The organism is Pseudomonas sp. GM17, assembly GCF_000282175.2.
Taxonomy (GTDB): domain Bacteria; phylum Pseudomonadota; class Gammaproteobacteria; order Pseudomonadales; family Pseudomonadaceae; genus Aquipseudomonas; species Aquipseudomonas chlororaphis.
Window position 1 is genome coordinate 2,887,977 of record NZ_CP124732.1, and the last position, 24,451, is coordinate 2,912,427.

The 24,451-nt window shown below is 63.6% G+C and carries 23 protein-coding genes; 3 read left to right on the forward strand and 20 right to left on the reverse strand.

Going from position 1 to position 24,451, the window contains the following annotated elements; all coding sequences use genetic code 11:
• Positions 1-26: 26 nt before the first annotated feature.
• The 16 genes from hemN to ccoN (PMI20_RS13175) form a co-directional block, all read right to left on the reverse strand.
• Positions 27-1,409 carry an oxygen-independent coproporphyrinogen III oxidase gene (gene hemN / locus PMI20_RS13100; RefSeq protein ID WP_007922392.1) on the reverse strand — a complete coding sequence of 461 codons (1,383 nt, stop codon included), beginning with the start codon at positions 1,407-1,409 and terminating at the stop codon, positions 27-29.
• A gap of 156 nt (positions 1,410-1,565) precedes the next feature.
• On the reverse strand, positions 1,566-2,249 hold the full coding sequence (locus PMI20_RS13105) for a sulfite exporter TauE/SafE family protein (RefSeq protein WP_007922394.1): 684 nt from the start codon (positions 2,247-2,249) through the stop codon (positions 1,566-1,568).
• The gene (gene ccoS / locus PMI20_RS13110) at positions 2,242-2,472 is read right to left on the reverse strand and encodes a cbb3-type cytochrome oxidase assembly protein CcoS (RefSeq protein WP_007922395.1); all 231 of its coding nucleotides are present in this window, start codon (positions 2,470-2,472) and stop codon (positions 2,242-2,244) included. The genes PMI20_RS13105 and ccoS overlap by 8 nt, the downstream gene beginning before the upstream one ends.
• 24 nt (positions 2,473-2,496) lie before the next feature.
• Complete coding sequence (locus PMI20_RS13115) at positions 2,497-4,947, reverse strand: heavy metal translocating P-type ATPase (protein WP_007922397.1); 2,451 nt, start codon at positions 4,945-4,947, stop codon at positions 2,497-2,499.
• A gap of 87 nt (positions 4,948-5,034) precedes the next feature.
• Complete coding sequence (locus PMI20_RS13120; RefSeq protein ID WP_007922399.1) at positions 5,035-5,574, reverse strand: FixH family protein; 540 nt, start codon at positions 5,572-5,574, stop codon at positions 5,035-5,037.
• Positions 5,575-5,585: 11 nt separating this feature from the next.
• Entirely contained in the window at positions 5,586-7,001 is a 1,416-nt protein-coding gene (gene ccoG / locus PMI20_RS13125) for a cytochrome c oxidase accessory protein CcoG (protein ID WP_007922401.1), read from the reverse strand.
• A 205-nt stretch (positions 7,002-7,206) separates the two neighbouring features.
• On the reverse strand, positions 7,207-7,617 hold the full coding sequence (locus tag PMI20_RS13130; RefSeq protein WP_007922403.1) for a type II toxin-antitoxin system VapC family toxin: 411 nt from the start codon (positions 7,615-7,617) through the stop codon (positions 7,207-7,209).
• Complete coding sequence (locus tag PMI20_RS13135) at positions 7,617-7,871, reverse strand: type II toxin-antitoxin system Phd/YefM family antitoxin (RefSeq protein ID WP_007922405.1); 255 nt, start codon at positions 7,869-7,871, stop codon at positions 7,617-7,619. Before PMI20_RS13135 ends, PMI20_RS13130 begins: the two co-directional genes overlap by 1 nt.
• 165 nt (positions 7,872-8,036) lie before the next feature.
• Positions 8,037-9,014 carry a cytochrome-c oxidase, cbb3-type subunit III gene (gene ccoP, locus PMI20_RS13140; RefSeq protein WP_007922407.1) on the reverse strand — a complete coding sequence of 326 codons (978 nt, stop codon included), beginning with the start codon at positions 9,012-9,014 and terminating at the stop codon, positions 8,037-8,039.
• Positions 9,011-9,196 (reverse strand): CcoQ/FixQ family Cbb3-type cytochrome c oxidase assembly chaperone, encoded by a 186-nt coding sequence (locus PMI20_RS13145; RefSeq protein WP_003175465.1) that lies wholly within the window; start codon positions 9,194-9,196, stop codon positions 9,011-9,013. Before PMI20_RS13145 ends, ccoP (PMI20_RS13140) begins: the two co-directional genes overlap by 4 nt.
• 5 nt (positions 9,197-9,201) lie before the next feature.
• Positions 9,202-9,810 carry a cytochrome-c oxidase, cbb3-type subunit II gene (gene ccoO, locus PMI20_RS13150; RefSeq protein ID WP_009042961.1) on the reverse strand — a complete coding sequence of 203 codons (609 nt, stop codon included), beginning with the start codon at positions 9,808-9,810 and terminating at the stop codon, positions 9,202-9,204.
• Positions 9,810-11,252, reverse strand: a complete 1,443-nt coding sequence (gene ccoN, locus PMI20_RS13155) for a cytochrome-c oxidase, cbb3-type subunit I (RefSeq protein WP_007921354.1) — start codon at positions 11,250-11,252, stop codon at positions 9,810-9,812. Before ccoN (PMI20_RS13155) ends, ccoO (PMI20_RS13150) begins: the two co-directional genes overlap by 1 nt.
• A gap of 478 nt (positions 11,253-11,730) precedes the next feature.
• Positions 11,731-12,684, reverse strand: coding sequence for a cytochrome-c oxidase, cbb3-type subunit III (gene ccoP / locus PMI20_RS13160; protein WP_007921353.1), 954 nt, complete (start codon positions 12,682-12,684; stop codon positions 11,731-11,733).
• Positions 12,681-12,905: a cbb3-type cytochrome oxidase subunit 3 gene (locus PMI20_RS13165; protein WP_007921351.1), complete on the reverse strand. Its 225-nt coding sequence runs from the start codon at positions 12,903-12,905 to the stop codon at positions 12,681-12,683. Before PMI20_RS13165 ends, ccoP (PMI20_RS13160) begins: the two co-directional genes overlap by 4 nt.
• A gap of 3 nt (positions 12,906-12,908) precedes the next feature.
• Complete coding sequence (gene ccoO / locus PMI20_RS13170; protein WP_007921349.1) at positions 12,909-13,517, reverse strand: cytochrome-c oxidase, cbb3-type subunit II; 609 nt, start codon at positions 13,515-13,517, stop codon at positions 12,909-12,911.
• 10 nt (positions 13,518-13,527) lie between these two features.
• Positions 13,528-14,952: a cytochrome-c oxidase, cbb3-type subunit I gene (gene ccoN, locus PMI20_RS13175; RefSeq protein WP_007921346.1), complete on the reverse strand. Its 1,425-nt coding sequence runs from the start codon at positions 14,950-14,952 to the stop codon at positions 13,528-13,530.
• Positions 14,953-15,051: 99 nt separating this feature from the next.
• Here ccoN (PMI20_RS13175) and PMI20_RS13180 point away from each other — a divergent pair, with 99 nt between their 5' ends.
• Positions 15,052-15,750 (forward strand): alpha/beta family hydrolase, encoded by a 699-nt coding sequence (locus PMI20_RS13180; RefSeq protein ID WP_007921344.1) that lies wholly within the window; start codon positions 15,052-15,054, stop codon positions 15,748-15,750.
• Positions 15,751-15,936: 186 nt separating this feature from the next.
• Here PMI20_RS13180 and PMI20_RS13185 read toward each other — a convergent pair whose 3' ends face one another.
• The 3 genes from PMI20_RS13185 to acnA form a co-directional block, all read right to left on the reverse strand.
• Positions 15,937-17,502 (reverse strand): methyl-accepting chemotaxis protein, encoded by a 1,566-nt coding sequence (locus PMI20_RS13185; protein WP_007921342.1) that lies wholly within the window; start codon positions 17,500-17,502, stop codon positions 15,937-15,939.
• Between the two features lie 172 nt (positions 17,503-17,674).
• Positions 17,675-18,466, reverse strand: coding sequence for a CPBP family intramembrane glutamic endopeptidase (locus PMI20_RS13190; RefSeq protein WP_007921333.1), 792 nt, complete (start codon positions 18,464-18,466; stop codon positions 17,675-17,677).
• A gap of 161 nt (positions 18,467-18,627) precedes the next feature.
• Positions 18,628-21,369, reverse strand: a complete 2,742-nt coding sequence (acnA, locus tag PMI20_RS13195) for an aconitate hydratase AcnA (protein WP_007921331.1) — start codon at positions 21,367-21,369, stop codon at positions 18,628-18,630.
• Positions 21,370-21,583: 214 nt separating this feature from the next.
• Here acnA and rlmM point away from each other — a divergent pair, with 214 nt between their 5' ends.
• Positions 21,584-22,657: a 23S rRNA (cytidine(2498)-2'-O)-methyltransferase RlmM gene (rlmM, locus tag PMI20_RS13200; RefSeq protein WP_007921330.1), complete on the forward strand. Its 1,074-nt coding sequence runs from the start codon at positions 21,584-21,586 to the stop codon at positions 22,655-22,657.
• Positions 22,658-22,736: 79 nt separating this feature from the next.
• Complete coding sequence (gene tusA / locus PMI20_RS13205) at positions 22,737-22,988, forward strand: sulfurtransferase TusA (RefSeq protein WP_007921329.1); 252 nt, start codon at positions 22,737-22,739, stop codon at positions 22,986-22,988.
• Here the strand turns inward: tusA and PMI20_RS13210 are convergent.
• Positions 22,985-24,391, reverse strand: a complete 1,407-nt coding sequence (locus PMI20_RS13210) for an MATE family efflux transporter (RefSeq protein ID WP_007921328.1) — start codon at positions 24,389-24,391, stop codon at positions 22,985-22,987. The two genes, tusA and PMI20_RS13210, sit on opposite strands and share 4 nt — an antisense overlap.
• Positions 24,392-24,451 lie beyond the last annotated feature (60 nt).

The following is a 24,451-nucleotide window of genomic DNA, read 5'->3' on the forward strand; positions in this document are numbered from 1 at the left end:
ACGGTCAGGTCGCGGCTCATGACGCCTTAGATGACCCGGGAAAAACGCTGTCGATTCTGTTGCTCCAGATACGTGTCGAACACCATGCACACCGAACGCACCAGCAGGCGCCCGGCTGGCAGCACTTCAATGCCTTCGTTGCTCAGCTTGATCAGGCCGTCTTCGGCCATGGTTTGCAGTTGCGGCCAGAGGTCGCCGAAGTAACCGCGAAAATCGATGTTGAACTGCTGCTCGATGGCCTCGAAGTCGAGGCTGAAATTACAAATCAACTGCTGGATCACCGCGCGCCTGACGCGGTCGTCCTGATTGCACACCAGGCCGCGGCTGGTGGCCAGTTGCGCGCCGCCCAACAGATTCTGGTACTGGGTCAGGTCGCTGCTGTTCTGGCAGTACAGGTCGCCGATCTGGCTGATGGCCGAGACGCCCAGGCCGATCAGGTCGCAGTGGCCATGGGTGGTGTAGCCCTGGAAATTGCGTTGCAGGGTCGACTCTTCCTGGGCGATCGCCAGTTCGTCGTCGGGCAGGGCGAAGTGGTCCATGCCGATGTAGCGGTAGCCCGCAGCCGTCAGCTGTTCGATGGTGCGCTGCAGCATCTGCAGTTTTTCCGCCGGTTCCGGCAGCTCGTGGCTGTTGATCCGCCGTTGCGGCATGAAGCGCTCCGGCAGATGCGCGTAGTTGAACACCGAGAGCCGGTCCGGTTGCAGGTTGATGACTTCCTCGACGGTGCGGGCGAAGTTGTCCGGCGTCTGTTTTGGCAGGCCGTAGATCAGGTCGATGTTGATCGAGCGAAACTGCAGGGTGCGCGCCGCTTCGATCACCGCCCGGGTTTCTTCCAGGCTCTGCAGGCGATTGACCGCGCGCTGTACCGCCGGGTCGAGGTCCTGCAGGCCGATGCTGACGCGGTTGAAGCCCAGCTCGCGCAGCAGGCCCATGGTCGACCAGTCGGCTTCGCGGGGATCGATCTCGATGCCGTAGTCGCCCGAATCGTCGTCCAGCAGGTTGAAGTGCTGGCGCAGGTGGCTCATCAGCTGCCGCAGTTCATCGTGGCTGAGAAAGGTCGGGGTGCCGCCGCCGAAGTGCAGTTGCTCGACCTTCTGCCCGGGGTCGAGATGGCAGGCGATCAGCTGGATTTCCTGTTCCAGGCGCTGCAGGTAGGGCAGGGCGCGCCCGCGGTCCTTGGTGATGACCTTGTTGCAGGCGCAGTAGTAGCAGATGTTCGCGCAGAACGGCACGTGCACGTACAGCGACAGCGGCCGTAGCGCCTTGCGGCTCTCGCGCAGGGCGTGGAGCAGGTCGAAGGTGCCCACCTGGCTGTGGAATTGCACAGCGGTGGGGTAGGAGGTGTAGCGCGGTCCCGCCAGGTCGTAACGGCGGATCAGATCGGTGTCCCAACGAATGGCGTCGAGCATGCGGGAATTCCCCCGGTAGGCTGGCAGTGTTCGCGAGTCTAGGGGGTTGGCGCCCGGACCATCTTGATTTGCATCAAGGCTGGCGGGGGCGCGGAACCTGTCATACGAGTCTTGCGTCGTCGCTGCCGAAGGGCGGAGGCAGCGGGAAGGGTTGCCTCAGTGCCCCATCAACCAATGCTGATGTGGACCGGGCAAGGTCCAGATGCCGAACAGGATCACCAGCAGGCCGCCGGCCATGCGCACGCTGCGCCGACGCAGCAGCGCGGTGACCCGTTCCGCTGCGAGCCCGGTCGCCAGCAGCACCGGCCAGGTGCCCAGGCCGAAGGCCAGCATCAGCAAGGCGCTGTCGAGGGCATTGCCCTGGCTGGCGGACCACAGCAGTGTGCTGTAGACCAGGCCGCACGGCAGCCAGCCCCAGAGCGCGCCCAGCAGCAAGGCGCGTGGCAGGCTCGACACCGGCAGCAGGCGGTTGGCCACTGGCTGTATATGGCGCCACAGGCCGCGTCCGAGGCTTTCGATGCGGGTCAGGCCGCTCCACCAGCCGGCCAGGTACAGGCCCATGGCAATCAGCAGCAGGCCCGCCAGCACGCGCATGGCCATGGCCGCCGGGCTGCTGGCCACGGCCCAGCCTGCCAGGCCGATCAGCAGGCCCGCGGTGGCGTAACTGAGGATGCGCCCCAGGTTGTAGGCCAGCAGCAGGCGAAAACGCCGGCTGCGCTGCTCCGGGGGAATGGCCAGGGTCAGGGCGCCCATCAGGCCGCCGCACATGCCCAGGCAGTGACCGCCGCCGAGCAGGCCGAGAATCACCGCGGAAACCAGCAGCGGTGCCAGCTCAAGCATGGGGCGGCGCCTGGTCTTTGTGTGGTGGCTGCTCGGCCGTCGGTGAGCCCTTGGCCTCGTCGACCGCGGCAGTGTGCTTGGGGTCCTGGTCGTCGAACAGAATGCTGTGGGCGGGGCCGTCGAGGTCATCGTACTGACCGCTGTCGACCGCCCAGAAGAAGATGTAGATGGCGATGGCCACGATCAGCAGCGCCGCCGGGATCATCACGTAGAGAGCTGGCATGGGTAGGCTCCATGCCCGCGCGGCTCAGGCCGGTAGCGGGCGGGTTTGGGTCGTGGCCTCGGCCTGGGGCTGGCCCGGCAGGCGAGTCAGGCGCAGGGCATTGAGCACCACGGTCAACGAACTGATGGACATGCCGATGGCGGCCCATACCGGAGTGATCCAGCCGAGGGCGGCGAACGGCAGCATGAGGCCATTGTACAGCCCGGCCCACAGCAGGTTCTCGATGATTATCCGACGCGTGCGGCGGGCCAGGCCGAAGGCCTGCACCAGCGCATCCAGGCGGTTGGACAGCAGCACCGCATCGGCGCTGGTCTTGGCCAGGTCGGTGGCCGAGCCCATGGCCACGCTGATATCGGCGGCGGCCAGCACCGGCACATCGTTGACCCCGTCGCCGAGCATCAGCACTTTGCGGCCCTGGCGATGCAGTTGTTGCAGCACCTGCAGCTTGTCGTCGGGACGCAGGCCGCCGCGGGCTTCGTCGATGCCCAGTTCGGTGGCGACGCTGGCGACCATCGGCGAGCTGTCGCCCGAGAGCAGCAGGGTGTTCCAGCCGCGCGCCTTGCAGGCGGCCAGCAGCGCCGGAGCATCGCTGCGCAGGCGATCGTCGAGGACCAGCCAGGCCAGCGGCCCTTGGCTATCGCCCAGCAGCAGCCATTGGCCGGCTTCGTCCGGCATCGCCGGGACCGCACAGGCGCTGAGCTCGCAGACGAAGGCGGGCTGGCCGATGCGCAGACGCTGTTCGCCCACCAGCCCTTCCAGGCCCAGCCCGGGCATGCTCAGCACTTCTTCCGCGGCCAGCGGCGCACGGCCGAAGGCTCGGGCAATCGGGTGTTCGGAGCGGTTTTCCAGGGCGGCGGCCAGGCCCAGGCACTGCTGGCTGTCGAGGTCGCCCACAGGAAGAATCGAGCGCAAGGCCAGGCGCCCCTCGGTGAGGGTGCCGGTCTTGTCGAAAATCACCGTGTCGATCTGGTTCAGGCCTTCGAGTACATGGCCGCGGGTCAGCAGCAGGCCGAGTTTGTGCAGGGTGCCGGTGGCAGCGGTGAGCGCGGTCGGGGTGGCCAGGGACAGCGCACAGGGGCAGGTGGCGACCAGCATGGCCAGGACGATCCAGAAGGCCCGGGAGGCGTCCAGCTGCCACCAGAGCAGGCCGATGGCGGCCGCGGCGATCAGGGAGAACAGCAGGAACCATTGGGCGGCGCGGTCGGCGATCTCCGCCAGGCGCGGTTTTTCCGCCTGGGCCCGGTCCAGCAGGCGGACGATGGCCGACAGGCGCGTGTCCTGACCCAGGGCCAGGACCTCCACGGTCAGCGCGCCCTCGACGTTGAGGGTGCCGGCGGTAACCGCATCGCCGATGTTGCGCGGTTGCGGCAGGTATTCACCGGTGAGCAGGGATTCGTCGATGCTCGACTGGCCATCGAGGATCTTGCCGTCGGCCGGCAGGATGGCGCCGGGATGCACCAGCACCTGGTCGCCCAGGCGCAGTTCGCTGAGCAGGATGCGTTCGCTCTGGCCATCGGCGCCCAGGCGCAGGCACGAGGCCGGCAGCAGGTTCACCAGTTGCGCGGTAGCGGCGGCGGTGCGTTCGCGGGCACGGCGTTCCAGGTAGCGTCCGGCCAGCAGGAACAGGGCGAACATGCCCACGGCATCGAAGTACAGCTCGCCGACGCCAGTGATCGAGGTCCAGATCCCGGCGATGTAGGCGGCGCCAATCGCCAGCGACACGGAAACGTCCATGGTCAGGTGGCGGGTGCGCAGGTCGCGCAGGGCGCCCTTGAAAAACGGCGCGCAGCTGTAGAACACGATCGGCGTCGTGAGAAACAACGCGACCCAGCGCAGGATGGTGTGCAGCTCGGGGCTCAGGTCGATATTGAATTCCGGCCAGGTGGCCATGGTCGCCATCATCGCCTGGAACCACAGCAGTCCGGCCACGCCCAGTTGGCGCAGGGCCAGGCGGTTTTCACTGGCCAGTTGCTCGGAAGCACGGTCGGCCTGATAGGGGTGTGCGGCGTAGCCGATCAGGCGCAGCTCGCTGAGCACCTGGCTCAGTGGCAACTGGCTGTCGGCCCAGCGCACATGCAGGCGATGGTTGGACAGGTTCAGCCGCGCCTCGGCCACCGCCGGCAGGCTGCGCAGGTGTTTCTCGATCAGCCAGCCACAGGCGGCGCAGCTGATGCCTTCCATCAGCAGGGTGGTTTCGGCCAGTTCGCCCTCATGCCGGACGAAGGGTTGCTGCACGTCCGCCCGGTCGTACAGCGCCAGTTCGTCCACCAGTTGCACCGGCAGCGCCTCCGGGTTGGCCGAGGCTTCGCTGCGATGGCTGTAGTAGCTCTCCAGGCCGCCGGCGACTATGGCTTCGGCCACTGCCTGACAGCCCGGGCAGCAGAACTCGCGGGAGGCGCCGAGCACGACGGCGGTGAAGCGGCTGCCGGCGGGAACGGGCAGGGCGCAGTGGTAGCAGGGCAGTGGCGTGGTCATCGCGGGTCTTTGTTCCAGGGGCGGACCTCATCGCCGGCAGGCCGCTGCCTGGGAAGCAGCAGCCTGCCGGCGATGTTCGGAGGGCGCTTACTTGTCCAGGTGTTCCGCGCCTTGCAGCGGTTCGTCACCCAGCAGCAGGTCCTTGTCGTGGCTGACCTGTTCCTCTTCAAACATGCGCCAGGTCTTGTCGCCCTCGACACCCAGCAGTTCGACAAACCGGCGGCCATCGACCTTGTCGCTCAACTGGCCAATGTAGCGGCCTTGTTCGGTTTCGCTGCGGGCGAGGGTGATCTTGCGGTCTTTTTCCGGCTGGGTCGGCGAGATCAGGTTCAGCTCCAGGGTGGCGGGCGCGCTGTTGCCGCTCAGGCGCAGGTCGACTTCGCCGGTGAGGTCATCCAGGTGCACGCTGGCGCGCAGTTGCAGGGTCTGGGCCAGCAGCTCGCGGTCCAGGGAGCGGTTGATGCCTTTGCCGGCTTCGTAGTAGTTGTCGTTGACCAGGTTGTCCGGGTTGTTCACCGCGATGGTCACCATGGACAGGGTCAAGGTCACCGAGCAGGCCAGGATACCGATGATGATCCAGGGCCAGAGGTGCTTGTACCAGGGGCTTGTGGCGGTCGCTGCGGGCATGATGACTTCTCTTAACGAATTTGTGGGCCAATGAACCGGCTCTTGGCTTCAACGTGGACGCTTTCGTCGTCGGCGTCCTTGAGGATGAACTTCACCTCGTTGGTGCTCGACGGCAGTTGTTCCGGCGAACTCGACAGCTCGACCGGCATGCTGACGATATCGCCGGCCGCCACCTTGATCTCGCGCCGGCCTTGCAGCTTGAGGTCCGGCAGGCCGGCGGCGTCCAGTACGTAGGTATGGTCGCGCTGGTCCTTGTTCATGATCTTCAGGCTGTAGACGTTTTCGATCCGGCCTTCGGCGTTCTCGCGATAGAGCACGCGGTCCTTGCTGACATCGAAGCCCACCAGCGAGCGCATGAAGAAGGCCGTGACCAGCAGGCTGATCATCGCCAGCAGCACCAGCGCATAACCGATCAGGCGTGGACGCAGTTTATGGGTTTTCTGCCCGGACAGGTTGTGTTCGGTGGTGTAGCTGATCAGGCCGCGCGGGTAGTCCATCTTGTCCATGATGTTGTCGCAGGCATCGATACAGGCAGCGCAGCCGATGCATTCGATCTGCAGGCCGTCACGGATGTCGATGCCGGTCGGGCAGACCTGCACGCACATGGTGCAGTCGATGCAATCGCCCAGGCCCATGGCCTTGTAGTCGGCGCCTTTCTTGCGCGGGCCGCGACCTTCGCCACGACGCGGGTCGTAGGAGACGATCAGGGTGTCCTTGTCGAACATCACGCTCTGGAAGCGGGCGTACGGGCACATGTAGATGCACACCTGTTCGCGCAGCCAGCCGGCGTTGCCATAGGTGGCGAGGGTGAAGAAACCGACCCAGAAATACGACCAGCCATCGGCCTGGCCGGTGAAGAAGTCGATGACCAGCTCGCGGATCGGCGAGAAGTAACCGACGAAGGTCATGCCGGTGACGAAGCCGATCAGCAGCCAGAGGCTGTGCTTGCTGAACTTGCGCAGCAATTTGTTGGCGCTCATCGGCGCCTTGTCGAGCTTGATGCGCTGGTTGCGGTCGCCTTCGGTGACCTTCTCGCACCACATGAAGATCCAGGTCCAGACGCTTTGCGGGCAGGTATAGCCGCACCAGACGCGCCCGGCATACACAGTGATGAAGAACAGGCCGAAGGCGGCGATGATCAAAAGCCCCGACAGCAGGATGAAATCCTGGGGCCAGAAGGTGGCGCCGAAGATGAAGAACTTGCGTTCCGGCAGGTTCCACCAGACGGCCTGGTGGCCGCCCCAGTTGAGCCACACCGTACCGAAATACAGCAGGAACAGGGCCGCACCGCCAACCATCCGCAAGTTGCGGAAGAGGCCGGTGAAAGCGCGTGTGTAGATTTTTTCCCGAGAGGCGTAGAGGTCTACGCTGTTGTTCGAATTCTTGGCAGGAGGGGTGACGTCATGTACCGGAATCTGGTTGCTCATCATTGCATCCCACGGCAGTGGAGAAATGCCCCGGTCAGTACGTGCCGACCGCGATCAAGTAGGGGTGTTGCAGTGGCGCAATGATACGCCTGTCGCTCTAGCTCAAGGGTGCGACCTTTGGTCGCGTTGGGGGAAATCAAATGATGGTGTAATGACTTGAATCAATTGACTTGTGAATTATGGACGCTTTTCGCCGCGACCGCGTTCAATCGTTCCACGGGTTGAGCAGTTGCACACCGCTGGACTGGAAGTCGGCGATGTTGCGGGTAACGACTGTCAGCCCATGTTCCAGGGCGGTCGCCGCAATCAGGGCATCGCATTCATTACTGCGATCAGGAACGTGCAATCGGGCGCAGCGCATCGCGACAGCAGGGTCAATGGCCAGTATTCGTCCGTTGAAAGCGGGCATCACGTGCAGTTCCAGCCAGGCACGCAGCAGCGCCCCTTGGGTGCGATCGCGGCGTTCCAACCGCAGGATGCCGGTTTCCAGTTCCAATAACGTAATGACTGACAAAAACAGGCTGGTTGGCGCCACGGTCTGAGCCCAGGCCACTACCTTGCGATCAGCGTTGGGCTTACGTAATTCGGACACGACGTTGGTATCGAGCAAAAACATCAGGACAGATCGATCTCGCGAGGAATGATGGTTGCGCGCTCTGTTTCGAAATCGATTTCAGGCGCTTCAGGCATGACCAGCATGTCGACGATGCTGGTGTTCAGGCCGCTCAGTTTTTCGTAGTCCTCAATGCTTAGCAGCACATGGGCGGGCCTGCCACGGTCGGTGATGATGACCGGGCCGTTTCTCGAGGCTTTTTTGGCACCACTTGTGTCCTGATTGAATTCGCGACTGGAGATGGTGGTGGTAGGCATCGTCATACTCTCGACAAAAATTTCATGTAGCAACGTTACTACTCTTGGCGGGGAGGCGGCAATCTCAAGCGGGGGCAGAGCGACGGACGTGAGGGGAGAGGAAAATAAAAAGGCCCCGCCAATGGACATTGGCGGGGCCTTTTCTGTTACCCGAAGGTGTCTGCCTTACTCGGCGTCCGCCGGCTTGTCACTGTGGGACAGGCTGTAGACGTAAGCGGCCAGCAGGTGGACCTTGTCGTTGCCTTGCAGCTGTTCCTGGGCAGGCATCTGGCCCTGGCGGCCGTAACGGATGGTCTGCTGCAGTTGGGCGAAGCTCGAGCCGTAGATGAACGCACCCGGGTGGGTCAGGTCAGGCGCGCCCATGGCTGGGGTGCCTTTACCGGCCGGACCGTGGCACGCCACGCAGTTGGCGGCGAAGATCTTCTGGCCGTTGGCCGGGTCGGCCTTGGCGCTTTCCGGCAGCTTGCGGCCATCGAGGTTGGTCAGCACGTAGGCGGCCACATCGCTGACGCCTTGTTCGCCGATGACTTCGGCCCAGGCCGGCATCACCGCGTGACGGCCGCCCATGATGGTGGTCTTGATGGTCTCCGGTTCGCCGCCCCAGCGCCAGTCGGCGTCGGTCAGGTTCGGGAAGCCATAGGCGCCCTTGGCGTCGGAACCGTGGCAGACCGAGCAGTTGGAGGCGAACAGGCGGCCACCCATCTTCAGGGCTTGCGGGTCCTTGGCGACTTCTTCGATCGGCATGGAGGCGAACTTGGCGAAGATCGGACCGAACTTGGCGTCCGACTTGGCCATTTCCTTTTCCCACTCGTGCACGCCGGTCCAGCCGGTCTGGCCGTTGGCGAAGGGGGTCTGCTTTTCGGTGTCCAGGTAGTTGTAGCCTGGCAGCAGGCCTTTCCAGTTACCCAGGCCCGGGTAGAGCACCAGGTAACCCAGGGCGAAGACGATGGTGCCGACGAACAACATGAACCACCATTTCGGCAGCGGGTTGTCATACTCCTCGATCCCGTCGAAGGAGTGGCCGACCGTCTCGTCGGTCTGCTCGGCGCGCTGGCCCTTGCGGGTCGACAGCAGCAGCCAGGTCAGGGCGAAAATGGTACCCAGACTGAGGACTGTGACGTACAGACTCCAGAACGTAGTCATTCTTTGTTACTCCTAGAAGCTTGCTCGACGTGCTTGATGGCTTCGGGATCATCCGCGAACGGCAGCAAGGTCGCGTCTTCGAACTCGGACTTGCGCTTGGGGCTGAATACCCACAGCGCCAGGCCGATGAAGGCCACCATCACCACTACGGTGCCCAGGCCACGAATCATCCCGATATCCATCTAAATCACCGTTTGCTTTTGATGATGGTGCCAAGGCCTTGCAGATAGGCCACCAGCGCGTCCATTTCGGTTTTGCCCTTCACGGCATCCTTGGCACCGGCGATGTCTTCGTCGGTGTAAGGGACGCCGAGCGTGCGCAAGACTTCCATTTTTTTCGCGGTGTCTTTGCCGTCGAGCTTGTTTTCTACGAGGAACGGGTAAGCCGGCATTTTCGACTCGGGTACAACGTTGCGCGGGTTGTACAAGTGCGCACGCTGCCAGTCATCGGAGTAACGACCACCGACGCGGGCCAGGTCCGGACCGGTACGCTTGGAACCCCACAGGAACGGGTGGTCCCAGACGCTTTCGCCGGCGACCGAGTAGTGGCCGTAGCGTTCGGTTTCGGCACGGAACGGACGGATCATCTGCGAGTGGCAGCCGACACAGCCGTTGGCGATATAGACGTCGCGGCCTTCCAGTTCCAGGGCGGTGCGCGGCTTCATGCCTTCCACCGGCTTGTTGGTGACGTCCTGGAAGAACAGCGGGACGATCTGGGTCAGGCCGCCGATGCTGACGGCGATGACCATGAAGAAGGCCAGCAGGCCGATATTCTTCTCTACTGCTTCATGCTTCATCAGTGAGCTCCAACTACAGAGATCTGAGCGGCGGCTTCAGCTTCAGCCGGGTTCGAGGCGCGAACGGTGCGGAACACGTTGTACGCCATGAACAGCATGCCGGCGGCAAAGAACGCACCGCCCAGGGCGCGCACGATGAAACCAGGGTGGCTGGCCTGCAGGGCTTCGACGAAGGAGTAGGTGAGGGTGCCGTCATCGTTGATTGCACGCCACATCAGGCCCTGGGTGATGCCGTTGACCCACATCGAGGCGATGTAGAGCACGGTACCGATGGTTGCCAGCCAGAAGTGGGTGTTGATCAGGCCGATGCTGTGCATCTGCTGGCGACCGAAGACTTTCGGGATCATGTGGTACAGGGCGCCGATGGAGATCATCGCTACCCAGCCCAGAGCGCCGGCGTGTACGTGGCCGATGGTCCAGTCGGTGTAGTGCGACAGCGAGTTGACGGTCTTGATCGCCATCATCGGCCCTTCGAAGGTCGACATGCCGTAGAACGCCAGGGACACCACCAGGAACCGCAGGATCGGGTCGGTGCGCAGCTTATGCCAGGCGCCCGAGAGGGTCATCATGCCGTTGATCATGCCGCCCCAGCTTGGCGCCAGCAGGATGATCGACATGGCCATGCCCAGGGACTGTGCCCAGTCCGGCAGCGCGGTGTAGTGCAGGTGGTGCGGACCGGCCCAGATGTACAGGGTGATCAGCGCCCAGAAGTGCACGATGGACAGGCGATAGGAGTAGATCGGACGCTCGGCCTGTTTCGGCACGAAGTAGTACATCATCCCCAGGAAGCCGGTGGTCAGGAAGAAGCCCACGGCGTTGTGGCCGTACCACCACTGGATCATGGCGTCGGTTGCGCCCGAGTAGGCGGAGTAGGACTTGAAGAAGCTGACCGGCAGGGAAGCGTGGTTGACGATGTGCAGCATCGCGGTGACTACGATGAAGGCACCGTAGAACCAGTTACCCACATAGATGTGCTTGGTCTTGCGCTTGACGATGGTGCCGAAGAACACCAGACCGTAGGTGACCCAGACGATGGCCAGCAGGATAGCCAGGGGCCATTCCAGTTCCGCGTATTCCTTGGTGGTGGTGTAACCCAGCGGCAAGGTAACGATCGCGCCGACGATCACGGCTTGCCAACCCCAGAAGGTGAAGGCCGCCAGGCTGTCGGAAATCAGTCGCGTTTGGCAGGTTCGCTGCACGACGTAGTAAGAAGTGGCAAACAACGCACATCCACCGAAGGCGAAAATCACCAGGTTGGTGTGCAGCGGGCGCAGGCGTCCAAAGGTCGTCCATGGCAGACCGAAGTTCAACTCCGGCCAGACCAGTTGCGAGGCGATGAAGACACCGAGCCCCATGCCAAGGATCCCCCAGACCACCGTCATGATGGCGAACTGGCGGACTACCTTATAGTTATAAGCAGTCGGACTGATTGCTGTGCTCATTCTAAGGTTCCACGGTTTGGGTGTTTTATTAGGAGTAAAAATCGGCCGCAAGTATGGAGAAAGCAGGGGGTCATTGCAACGCGCCATGACCTGGGTCAATGCTTTCAAAAGCTGATTCTGCGGCCTTTCCATGCGCGGAGTAAGGACAAAATCGGCCCAGGACAAAATGTCGCAGCGGATGAAAAAGGCGAGGGGGTACAGGTCAGTTGTAACCGGGTGTGTGGAAAGCCATTGAGCGAGCGACAGACGGTAAGTGGCACGACAGCCGGTATACACCAGCCTTTGCGGCCTGTCCTCGAACGACGGCTTCGAATGGAGCGGCTACTTCTGGTCTGTGACCGGCCATTGCCAGTCCACTGCGAAGCAGCTTAGACCTGAATCCGGAGAGTGGAAAGGCAGAGGGTAGAGAGGGTGCGACACTTGGTCGCGCAGAGGTAGGGAACTGCCGCATCGAGCGATGCGGCAGTGGGTGGAGCGGTTATTGCTCGCTTGGGGTCTCGGTCTGCGGCTGGCTGGCCGCGTTGTGGGACAGGCTGTAGACGTAGGCCGCGAGCAGCTGCACCTTGTCGTTGCCCAGCAGTTCGCTCTGCGCCGGCATATGGCCCTGGCGACCATGGCGAATGGTCTGTTGCAGCTGGGTCAGGCTGGTGCCGTAGATGAAGCCCGCCGGTTGCGTCAGGTTCGGCGCGCCCATGATTTCCGTGCCTTGGCCGTTGGCGCCGTGACAGGCGACGCAGGTGGTGCTGAACGCCTGTTTGCCGGCGACCAGGTCGGCGCTGCTGTCGGCGGGCAACGGCAGGCCGGCGAGTTCGTGACGCACATAGGCCGCGACGTTCTTCACCCCGTCCTCGCCCAGCACTTCACCCCAGGCCGGCATGGCCGCCATGCGACCGCCCATGATGGTGGCCTTGATGGTGTCGGCGTTGCCGCCCCAGCGCCAGTTGTTGTCGGCCAGGTTAGGGAAGCCGAAGGCGCCCTTGGCATCCGAGCCGTGGCACACCGAGCAGTTGGAAGCGAACAGGCGTCCGCCCATTTTCAGCGCCTGCGGATCCTTGGCCACTTCTTCCACGGGCATGGCGGCGAACTTGGCGAAGATCGGGCCGAACTTGGCGTCTGCCTTGTCCATTTCCTTTTCCCACTCGTGCACGCCGGTCCAGCCATTTTCATAGCCGGGCAGGATGCCTTTCCAGTTGCCCAGGCCCGGGTAGAGGATCAGGTAGCCGACGGAAAACACCAGGGTGCCGGCGAACAGCATGAACCACCACTGCGGCAGCGGGTTGTCGTACTCCTCGATGCCGTCGAAGCTGTGGCCCATGGTCTGGTCGACGCTGCCCTTGGTCTCGCCCTTGCGCGTGCCGATCAACAGCCAGGTCAGGCCGATCAGGCTGCCTATGGTCAGTACGCAGATGTACGTACTCCAGAAGGTGGTCATGGCCGAATGCTCCTTGTCGCGTGCTCTTCGGATTGAGCGTCATCAGATGGATTGCCGTGCACTTGCGGCGAAGGTTCGTCGGCGAAGGGCAGCAGGCGCGCCTGGGCGAACTCCGGGTTGCGCTTGGCGTTGAAGACCCAGATCGACAGGCCGATGAAGGCAATCATCACCACCAGCGTGCCGAGCCCGCGGATCATGCCGCTATCGAGTTCAAGAACCATGGCTCACCTCTTGCTCTTGATCGCAGTGCCAAGCACTTGCAGGTAGGCGACCAGGGCATCCATCTCGGTCTTGCCCTTGAGGGAGGCGACGGCACCGGCGATATCGTCGTCGTTGTACGGCACGCCGAGGGTGCGCATGGCGCGCAGCTTGGTCTCGGTGTGGCTGCTGTCGACCTGTTGGGTGACCAGCCATGGGTAGGCCGGCATCTTCGACTCGGGCACCACGTTGCGCGGGTTGTACAGGTGCGCGCGGTGCCAGTCGTCGGAGTAGCGGGCGCCGACCCGGGCCAGGTCCGGACCGGTACGCTTGGAACCCCACAGGAACGGGTGGTCCCAGACGCTTTCACCGGCGACCGAGTAGTGTCCGTAGCGTTCGGTCTCGGCGCGGAATGGGCGGATCATCTGCGAATGGCAGCCGACGCAGCCTTCGCGGATGTAGATATCGCGGCCTTCCAGTTGCAGGGCGGTGTAGGGCTTCATGCCTTCCACCGGCTTATTGGTGACGTCCTGGAAGAACAGCGGGACGATCTGGGTCAGACCGCCGATGCTTACGGCAAATACCATCAGCAGCATCAGCAGGCCGACGTTTTTCTCGATGACTTCGTGTTTCATGGCGGACTCCTCAGGCCATCTGCGCAGCGGCGGTGATTTCGGCAGGCTGGGCCGCGCGCACGGTGCGCCAGGTGTTGTAGGCCATCAGCAACATGCCGAAGAGGAAGATCGCGCCACCGACCAGCCGCACGATGAAGCCTGGGTGGCTGGCCACCAGGGTTTCGACGAAGGAGTAGGTCAGCGTCCCGTCTTCGTTGACGGCGCGCCACATCAGGCCCTGGGCGATGCCGTTGACCCACATCGAGGCGATGTAGAGCACGGTGCCGATAGTGGCGAGCCAGAAGTGCGCGTTGATCAGGCCGATGCTGTGCATCTGCTGGCGACCGAAGACTTTCGGGATCATGTGGTACAGCGCGCCGATGGAAATCATCGCCACCCAGCCCAGGGCGCCGGCGTGGACGTGGCCGATGGTCCAGTCGGTGTAGTGGGAGAGGGCGTTGACGGTCTTGATCGCCATCATCGGACCTTCGAAGGTCGACATGCCGTAGAACGCCAGGGACACCACCAGGAACCGCAGGATCGGGTCGCTGCGCAACTTATGCCAGGCACCCGACAGAGTCATCATGCCGTTGATCATGCCGCCCCAGCTTGGTGCCAGGAGGATCAGCGACATCACCATGCCCAGGGACTGCGCCCAGTCCGGCAGCGCGGTGTAGTGCAGGTGGTGCGGGCCGGCCCAGATGTACAGGGTGATCAGCGCCCAGAAGTGCACGATGGACAGGCGATAGGAATACACCGGACGCTCGGCCTGCTTGGGCACGAAGTAGTACATCATCCCCAGGAAGCCCGCAGTCAGGAAGAAGCCCACCGCGTTGTGGCCGTACCACCATTGCACCATGGCGTCGGTCGCACCGGCATACACCGAGTAGGACTTGGTCAGACTGACGGGCAGTTCCAGGTTGTTGACGATGTGCAGGATGGCCACGGTGATGATGAAACCGCCGAAGAACCAGTTGCCGACGTAGATGTGCTTGGTGTTGCGCTTCATCACCGTGCCGAAGAACACGATGGCGTACGCCACCCAGACGATGGTGATGAGGATGTCGATCGGCCATTCCAGCTCGGCGTATTCCTTGGAGCTGGTGTAGCCCAGCGGCAGGCTGATGGCCGCCAGGAGGATTACCAGCTGCCAGCCCCAGAAGCAGAACGCGGCAATTGCGGGAGCAAACAAGCGGGTCTGGCAAGTACGTTGCACTGAATAGAAAGAGCTGGCGAACAAGGCGCAGCCGCCAAAGGCGAAGATCACCGCGTTGGTGTGCAACGGGCGCAGGCGACCGAAACTGGTCCAGGGCAGGTTGAAGTTGAGTTCGGGCCAGACCAACTGGGCAGCGAGAAAAACCCCGAGCCCCATGCCGACGATGCCCCACACCACCGTCATAATGGCGAATTGGCGGACCACCTTGTAGTTGTAGGCGGTACTGATAGAAGTGTTCATGGTTCCCCATCCACGGTTCAGCTGAAGTGAAAGCGACTGCGCACGGCAAGGCGCGCTCACTTCTTCTGGAGTTATAGGCAGACTAAAAGCGAGGTAAGCATGGGCAAACGGCAAGGGGCTGTTATTGACGGGGATCAATGGGCGCAGTGCGTGCGGGAACGGGGCTGGCTCTGGGATGTCGCGCAGCCGTCGCCGGCCGGCGAACCGCTGACCCTGATCCTGGCCCATGGCGCTGGCGCGCCGATGGACAGCGCTTTCATGAACGATATGGCCGCACGCCTTGCGGCGCATGGGGTCAACGTCCTGCGCTTCGAGTTTCCCTACATGGCCCAGCGTCGCCTCGATGGTGGCAAACGGCCGCCTAACCCGACGCCGAAGCTGCTGGAGTGCTGGCGCGAGGTCTATGCCCAGGTGCGACCTCATGTCGCTGGGCAGTTGGCCATCGGCGGCAAGTCCATGGGCGGGCGCATGGCCAGTTTGCTCGCCGATGAGCTGGGCGCCGATGCGCTGGTGTGCCTGGGGTATCCGTTTTATGCCGCCGGCAAGCCGGAGAAACCGCGGGTCGCTCACTTGGCCGAATTGCGCACCACGACCCTGATCGTCCAGGGCGAGCGCGACGCCCTCGGTAACCGGGCGGCGGTCGAAGCCTATGCACTGGCGCCGGCTATCGAGCTGTTCTGGCTGGCGGCGGCCGACCATGACCTGAAACCGCTCAAGGCCTCAGGCTTCACCCATGAGCAGCACCTGGAAGCGGCGGCGCAGAAAGTTGCCGAGGTTTTGCGTCAACTGAATGGCTGAACGCTTTTTTGACTGTAGGAGCGAAGCTTGCTCGCGATTGTTTTTCAAGGCGACAACGGTGGCGACTGCCAAGCTCCATCGCGAGCAAGCTTCGCTCCTACAGATACAGAAGACGCGCGTGGTGCTGGAAAACAGGCAATAAAAACCCGGAAGGCGAACCTTCCGGGTTTTTTGTCTGGCTTCGGCTTAGCGGTTGAAGCGTTCGACCAACGAGTACTGCGTGTTGGCGGTGCGGGTCAGCTCTTCGCTGAGTTGCGCCGAATGCTGCGCCTGCTCCGAGGTCTGGTCGGCCAGTTGGGCGATGGTGCTGATGTTGCGGCTGATCTCCTCGGCCACGGCGCTTTGCTCTTCGGTGGCGGCAGCGATCTGGGTGGTCATGTCGGTGATGTTGGCCACCGCTTCGCTGATGCCCACCAGCGCCTGGTCGGCTTCCAGCACCCGGGCCACGCCTTCCTCGGCCTGACGGTGTCCGGCGTCCATGGTTTGCACCGCCGTGCTGGCGGTTTGCTGGAGCTTGGCGATCAGGGTGTGGATCTGCCCGGTGGATTCGCTGGTGCGTTGCGCCAGTTGGCGAACCTCGTCGGCCACCACCGCGAAGCCGCGGCCCATTTCCCCGGCGCGAGCTGCTTCGATGGCCGCGTTCAGCGCCAGCAGGTTGGTCTGGTCGGCGATGCCCTTGATCACATCGACCACGCCACCGATTTCGTCGCTGTCCTTGGCCAGCTGGGTCACGGTCAGGCCGGTTTCGCCCACCACCACCGACAGGCGCTGGATCGCTTCGCGGGTTTCCCCGGCGATGTCGCGTCCGCGCCCGGTGAGGCGGTTGGCTTCCTGGGTGGCATCGGCGGTGCGCTGCACGTGGCTGGCCACTTCCTGGGTGGTGGCGGCCATCTGGTTGACCGCGGTGGCCACCTGTTCGGTTTCCACGCGCTGGCGTTCCAGGCCGCTGGAGCTGTTGTGCGCCAGGGTGTCGGACTGCCGCGCCTGCTCGTTGAGGTGCTCGGCGGTATCCTGCAGGCGGGTCAGGCAGGTTTTCAGGCGGGCTTCCTGGCTGAGGATCGACATCTCCAGGCGCGCCTGGGCGCCACGGCTGTCGGTGTACATCTGGGCGATCAGCGGGTCGGAGGTGGTCTGCTCGGCCAGGCGCAGCAAACGCTTGAGGCCGCGCTGTTGCCAGCTCAGCCCGAGCAGGCCGAGCGGCACGCAAAGGCCGGCGGCGAGGGCAAAGCCCCAGGAAGAGTTGAGCCAGGCGCCAATCAGGAAGCTCAGCTGGCTGATCAGGATGAATGGCAGCCAGTCCTGAAGTATCGGCAGCCATTTGTCGCGTTTCGGAATGGCCGACTTGCCCTGGTTGATGCGTTGGTAAAGCGCTTCGGCGCGGCGGATCTGCTCGGCGGTGGGTTTGACCCGCACCGACTCGTAGCCGACCACTTGCTGGCCTTCGAAGACCGGTGTCACGTAGGCGTTGACCCAGTAGTGGTCACCGGTCTTGCAGCGATTCTTGACAATGCCCATCCATGGCAAGCCTTGTTTCAGGGTGGCCCACATGTGCGCGAACACCGCGGCCGGGACGTCGGGGTGACGGACCAGGTTGTGCGGTGCGCGGACCAGTTCCTCACGAGAAAACCCGCTGATTTCAACGAAGGCATCGTTGCAGTAGGTGATCACGCCTTTGGCATCGGTGGTGGAGATCAACCGTTGCTGAGTCGGAAAGGTACGTTCGCGCTGAGTGACGGGCTGGTTGTTACGCATGGTTTTTCTATCCGCAAGGCTTTGATAGGTTGTCGGCGGCCTTCGCCAATTATTGAGGTTTTTTTCAGTAATTTGAGAAGTGCCTCATTGACAGATGCCTTATTTTGCAAAGGGGGGGTGAGGGGAAGCGGCGAAGCCGAGGCCCGTCCAGGGAGCCCCGGCTTGGCCAGGGTCAACCCGCGAGCATCGGGTAGGTGAACAGCCCGAAGTGCAGCAGGTTCAAGCCGAAATGGGTGGCCACCGCGGCGCCCAGGCCGCCAAAGCGGTAGGCCAGGCCGTAGCCGACCCCGGCGATGCTCGCCAGCAGCCACCATTGCCAGCCGGCGCCCACATGCACCAGGCCGAACAGCAGGGCCGCGCACATCAGTGCCAGGTTTTCACCATAGGGCAGGTGCTTGAGGCGACGGCTCAGGCCGCCCTGGATGTAGCCACGGAACAGCGCTTCTTCCACCAGGGTGACCAGCAGCAGGTTGTTCAGCACCCACAGCCAGGCCTGGTCCGGCCATTTCGGCGCCCAACTGATGATGCCCAGCAATACTGCGCCGCCCAGGGCCGCCAGGGCGGTCAGGGTCAAGGCCAGGGCAGTGGTATAGAGGGACAGGCGCAGCGAGCGGCGCCCGATGATCCAGGGGCAGACCAGCAACAGCCAGAAGCCGATCAGCGGCTTGTCCTGGTTCAGGTACATGGAAAACGGCACGGCATCGGCGGTGAAGCGTTCCGGGCCGATCGCCCGGCCATTGTAGAAACCGGGGAGCCAGTGCATGGCCAGCGCCAGGGCCAGCACCACGAACAGGCCGTGTCCCAGGTAGCGCGCGTAAGGGCTTTTCTGCTGGCGCACGGCAAAGCCCGCGCACAGCAGCAAGGCGACGGAAATCGCCGCCAGCAGGCCCAGTTGGCCGTAGCTCAGGGCCAGGGCGTAACCAATGGAGAGAAGTGCCAGGTACATCCATGGCAGAACAGTCATGTGAAATCCTTGTTGCGAAAAGAATGGAATCAGCCGCTCGCGCAACCTGCGTCGGCGGTTACTGGATAGAACGAGCGGGCGGCCAGTATAACGAGGCGCGGGCGATGAATAAGTGAAACAAAAACACCGCCCGTAGGCGGTGTTGGTGTTGCGGCATGGCGTTACGCGGCGATCAGTTGCCGCAGGACGTAGTGCAGGATCCCGCCGGACTTGAAGTATTCCACCTCGTTCAGGGTGTCGATGCGGCACAGCACCTCGACCTTTTCCTGGCTGCCATCCTCGCGGGTGATCACCAGGGTCAGGTTCATCCGCGGTGTCAGCTCGACACCGGTCAGGCCCTGGATATCCAGGGTTTCCTTGCCAGTGAGGTTCAGACTCTTGCGGTTCTGGTCGAGCTTGAACTGCAGCGGCAGCACGCCCATGCCCACCAGGTTGGAGCGGTGGATGCGCTCGAAGCTCTCGGCGATCACCGCCTTGACCCCCAGCAGGTTGGTGCCCTTGGCGGCCCAGTCGCGGCTGGAGCCGGTGCCGTATTCCTGGCCGGCGATCACCACCAGCGGCGTAGCCGATTGCTGGTACAGCATGGCCGCGTCATAGATCGCCAGTTTCTCGCCGGTGGGGATGTAGATCGTGTTGCCGCCTTCTTCGCCGCCGAGCATTTCGTTGCGGATGCGGATGTTGGCGAAGGTGCCGCGCATCATCACCTGGTGGTTGCCGCGACGCGAGCCGTAGGAGTTGAAGTCCCGCGGTTCCACGCCCTGCTCGCGCAGGTAGCGGCCGGCCGGGCTGTCGGCCTTGATGTTGCCGGCCGGGGAAATGTGGTCGGTGGTCACCGAGTCGCCCAGCAGCGCCAGGACCCGCGCGCCCTCGATATCCTTGATCACCGGCAGCGGGCCGGCGATGTCGTCGAAGAAGGGTGGATGCTGGATATAGGTGGAATCCGCCTGCCACACGTAGGTCGCGGCCTGCGGTACTTCGATGGCTTGCCACTGGGCGTCGCCGGCGAACACCTCGGCGTATTCCTTGTGGAACATCCGGGTGTTGACCTGGGTGACGGCCTCGGCGATTTCCTGGCTGCTCGGCCAGATGTCGCGCAGGTAGACCGGCTTGCCGTCCTTGCCTTCGCCCAGCGGTTCGCTGCTGATATCGATGCGCACGCTGCCGGCCAGGGCATAGGCCACCACCAGCGGCGGCGAGGCCAGCCAGTTGGTTTTCACCAGCGGGTGCACCCGGCCTTCGAAGTTGCGGTTGCCGGACAGCACCGAGGCGACGGTCAGGTCGGCTTTCTGGATGGCTTTCTCGATCGGCTCCGGCAAGGGGCCGGAGTTGCCGATGCAGGTGGTGCAGCCATAACCCACCAGGTCGAAGCCCAGGGCGTCGAGGTATTGGGTCAACCCGGCGGCCTTGTAGTAGTCGGTGACCACTTTCGAACCCGGGGCCAGCGAACTCTTCACCCAGGGCTTGCGCTTGAGGCCTTTTTCCACAGCCTTTTTCGCCACCAGGCCGGCGGCCATCATCACGCTGGGGTTGGAGGTGTTGGTACAGGAGGTAATGGCGGCGATCACCACCGCACCGTTTTTCAGGCGGTAGGTCTGACCATTGTGGGCGTAATCGACTTCGCCTATCAGGTCGGCGCTGCCCACGGCCACGCCGCCACCGCCTTCGCTTTCCAGGCGGCCTTCTTCCTTGCTAGTGGGCTTGAACTGCAGATCGAGAAAGTCGGTGAAGGCCTGGCCGACGTTGGGCAGGGAGACCCGGTCCTGCGGCCGCTTCGGCCCGGCCAGGCTGGCTTCCACCGTGCCCATGTCCAGCGCCAGGCTGTCGGTGAATACCGGCTCCTTGCCCGGCAGGCGCCACAGGCCCTGGGTCTTGCTGTAGGCCTCCACCAGTTTCACCACGGCGTCCGGGCGGCCGGACAGGCGCAGGTATTCCAGGGTGACGTCATCCACCGGGAAGAAGCCGCAGGTGGCGCCGTATTCCGGGGCCATGTTGGCGATGGTGGCGCGGTCGGCCAGCGGCAAGTCGGCCAGGCCGTCGCCATAGAACTCGACGAATTTGCCGACCACGCCTTTCTTGCGCAGCATCTGGGTGACGGTCAGCACCAGGTCGGTGGCGGTGATGCCTTCCTTGAGCTTGCCGGTCAGTTTGAAACCTATGACTTCCGGGATCAGCATCGACACCGGCTGGCCGAGCATCGCCGCCTCGGCCTCGATGCCGCCCACGCCCCAGCCGAGTACGCCGAGGCCGTTGATCATGGTGGTGTGGGAGTCGGTGCCGACCAGGGTGTCGGGGAAGGCGTAGGTGCGGCCGCCTTCGTCCTTGGTCCAGACCGTGCGGCCCAGGTATTCCAGGTTGACCTGGTGACAGATCCCGGTGCCCGGCGGCACCACGCTGAAGTTGTCGAAGGCGCTCTGGCCCCAGCGCAGGAAGGCATAACGCTCGCCGTTGCGCTGCATTTCAATGTCGACGTTCTGTTCGAAGGCGGTGTTGCTGCCGAACTTGTCGACCATCACCGAGTGGTCGATTACCAGGTCCACCGGTGACAGCGGGTTGATGCGTTGCGGGTCGCCGCCGGCCTTGGCCATGGCCGCGCGCATGGCCGCCAGGTCGACCACCGCCGGCACGCCGGTAAAGTCTTGCATCAGCACCCGCGCCGGGCGGTACTGGATCTCGCGATCCGAGCGGCGCTCCTTGAGCCAGGCGGCTAGAGCCTTGAGGTCGGCGCCGGTGACGGTCTTTTCGTCTTCCCAGCGCAGCAGGTTTTCCAGCAGGACTTTCAACGACATCGGCAATTTGTCGAGATCGCCAAGGCGCTTGGCGGCTTCCGGCAGACTGAAGTAGTGGTAGGTCTTGTCGTCGATTTTTAATGTTTTAAGGGTTTTCAGGCTATCGAGGGACGGCATTGAATCACTCCTTTTGGTCCGCACGGCTACGGACCTGACGGGACGGGCAGAGCTCTTAACCTAGCCCTGTTTTCAGTAGCTGGCTAATAACTGGACTCTATGGACAAGTCCAAGGTTCCGAACTCGGCTATCATGCGCCGGTTTTCGTGACAGGCTTTGCGCGCACTTCGGGCAGGTTTGCGCATGATTCATTGCCCATTGCCCAGGAGATTCGATGAACACCCTCTTTATGCACTGCCGGCCGGGCTTCGAAGGCGAAGTCTGTTCCGAGATCGCCGACCATGCCGCGCGCCTGAACGTGGCCGGGTACGCCAAGGCCAAGCCGAGCACCGCCTGTGCCGAGTTTGTGTGCAGCGAAGAAGACGGCGCCGAGCGCCTGATGCGCGAGCTGCGTTTCGCCGAGCTGGTCTTCCCGCGGCAATGGGCGCGGGGCGTCTTCGTCGATCTGCCGGAAACCGACCGCATCAGCGTGATCCTGGCCCACCTGGCGAGCTTCCCGACCTGCGGCAGCCTGTGGCTGGAAGTGCTGGATACCAATGACGGCAAGGAGCTGTCGAACTTCTGCAAGAAATTCGAAGCACCGCTGCGCAAGGCCCTGACGGCGGCCGGCAAGCTGGTGGACGATGCCGGCAAGCCGCGCTTGCTGCTGACCTTCAAAAGCGGCCGCGAGGTGTTTGTCGGCCTGGCGGACGCAGGCAATTCGGCCATGTGGCCGATGGGCATTCCGCGCCTGAAGTTCCCCCGTGAGGCGCCTAGCCGCTCGACCCTGAAGCTGGAGGAGGCCTGGCACCATTTCATTCCTCGCGATCAGTGGGACGAGCGTCTGCACGGCGACATGACTGGCGTCGACCTAGGCGCCGCCCCGGGTGGCTGGACCTGGCAACTGGTCAACCGCGGCATGTTGGTCACCGCTGTCGATAACGGGCCTATGGCCGAAAGCCTGATGGACACCGGCCTGGTGCAGCACCTGATGGCCGACGGTTTCACCTTCAAGCCCAAGCAGCCGGTGGACTGGATGGTCTGCGACATCGTCGAGAAACCGGCGCGCAACGCCGCCTTGCTGGAAACCTGGATCGGCGAAGGCCACTGCCGCGAAGCGGTGGTCAACCTGAAGCTGCCGATGAAGCAGCGTTACGCGGAAGTGAAGCGCTTGCTCGAGCGGATCGAGGACGGCTTCAAGGCCCGCGGCATTCGTGTGGCCATTGGCTGCAAGCAGCTGTACCACGACCGCGAAGAAGTGACCTGCCACCTGCGCCGGCTGGATGAAAAGAAGCCCAAGGCCCGTTGATCGTGGTTGCGGCGCAATGCCACAGATAGCGTCGATGTCGGCATTGCGCGACAATGCCGGCCAGTTTCAGGAGTGAGTTATGAGTCAAATCATCGATACGCCGGTCGACGGCACGCTGGACGCCACCGGGCTCAATTGCCCGGAGCCGGTCATGATGTTGCACCAGCATATTCGTGACCTGCAGCCCGGCGGCCTGCTCAAGGTGATCGCCACCGATCCCTCGACCCGCCGTGACATCCCCAAGTTCTGCGTGTTCCTCGACCATGAGCTGGTCGCCCAGCAGGAAGAGGCCGGCACCTATCTGTACTGGATTCGCAAGAAGTCCGGTTAAGCCACCGCACGGCTGATGCGGATCCGCTTGCGCGCGCTGCGCGCCAGGCGGATCGACAGCATCAGCGCCGCGCAACTCAGGCCGGCGATCAGGCCTTCCCACAGCCCGCTCGGGCCGCTGGCAGGGCCGAACCAGTCGGTCAGCCCCAGCACATACCCCACCGGCAAACCGATGCCCCAGTAGGCGAGCAGCGTCAGGACCATGGTCACCCGGGTGTCCTGGTAGCCACGCAGCGCGCCGGCGCAGATCACCTGGATCGCGTCGGAGAACTGGTAGAGCGCGGCATACACGATCAGCATCGCCGCCACCTGGATTACCGCGGTGTCCGGGGTGTAGATCGAGGCGATGGACTCACGCAGCAGCAGGATCAGGCTCGCGGAGAACAGGGCGAAGGCCAGCGCCGCACCCAGGCCGACGCCGGCGGCGAAGCGTGCCTGATACGGGTTGCCTGCGCCCAGGGCCTGGCCGACCCGCACCGTGACCGCCATGCCCAGGGAATACGGAATCATGAACAGCAGGGAGCTGATGTTGAGGGCGATCTGGTGCCCGGCCACCACCGTGGCGCCGAGGCTGCCGATCAGTAGGGCGATCACCGCGAAGATGCTCGATTCGGCAAACACCGCGATGCCGATCGGCAGGCCGACGCTCAGCAAACGCTTGATCACCGCCCATTGCGGCCAGTCGAAACGCTTGAACAGCTGGCTGCTCTGGTAGGCCGGGGCCCAGCGGGTCCAGCCCGCCATGGCCAGCATCATCGCCCACATCACGATGGCCGTGGCCCAGCCGCAACCGACGCCGCCCATGGCCGGCACGCCGAGGTGGCCATAAATGAACACGTAGTTGATGGGGATGTTCAGGGCCAGGCCGAACAGGCCGATGACCATACTTGGCCGGGTGCGGCCCAGGGCATCGCTGCAGCAACGCAGCACGTAATACAGCGCTACCGCCGGCAGGCCGCTGGCGATGCCGTGCAAGTATTCCATGCAGGGGCCGATCAGTGTCGGGTCGACCTTCATCAGGTGCAGCACCGGCTCGGCATTGACCAGAATCAGGCTGGCGCTCAGGCCAACCGCCAGGGCCAGCCACAGCGCCTGGCGCACGATCGGGCCGATCTCGCCATAGGTGCCGGCGCCGACCCGCTGGGCCACCTTGGGCGTGGTGGCCAGCAGGGTGCCAGTCATCAACAGGAACACCGGGATCCAGATCGAGTTGCCCAGCGCCACCGCCGCCAGGTCCCGTGGGCTGACCCGTCCGGCCATCACCGCATCGACGAAGCCCATGGCCGTGGTCGCCAGCTGCGCGATCATGATCGGCAAGGCCAGGGCCAACAGGCTGCGCAGTTCAAGGCGCACCCGGGCCGGGCGGTTGAGGGAGGTGGCAGGAGTATTGGTCACGGAATTCACAGGCGAAGCGTCCACAGGGTTGATGCGCAGGGCGGCGTATTCTACGCATTGACGGATGAG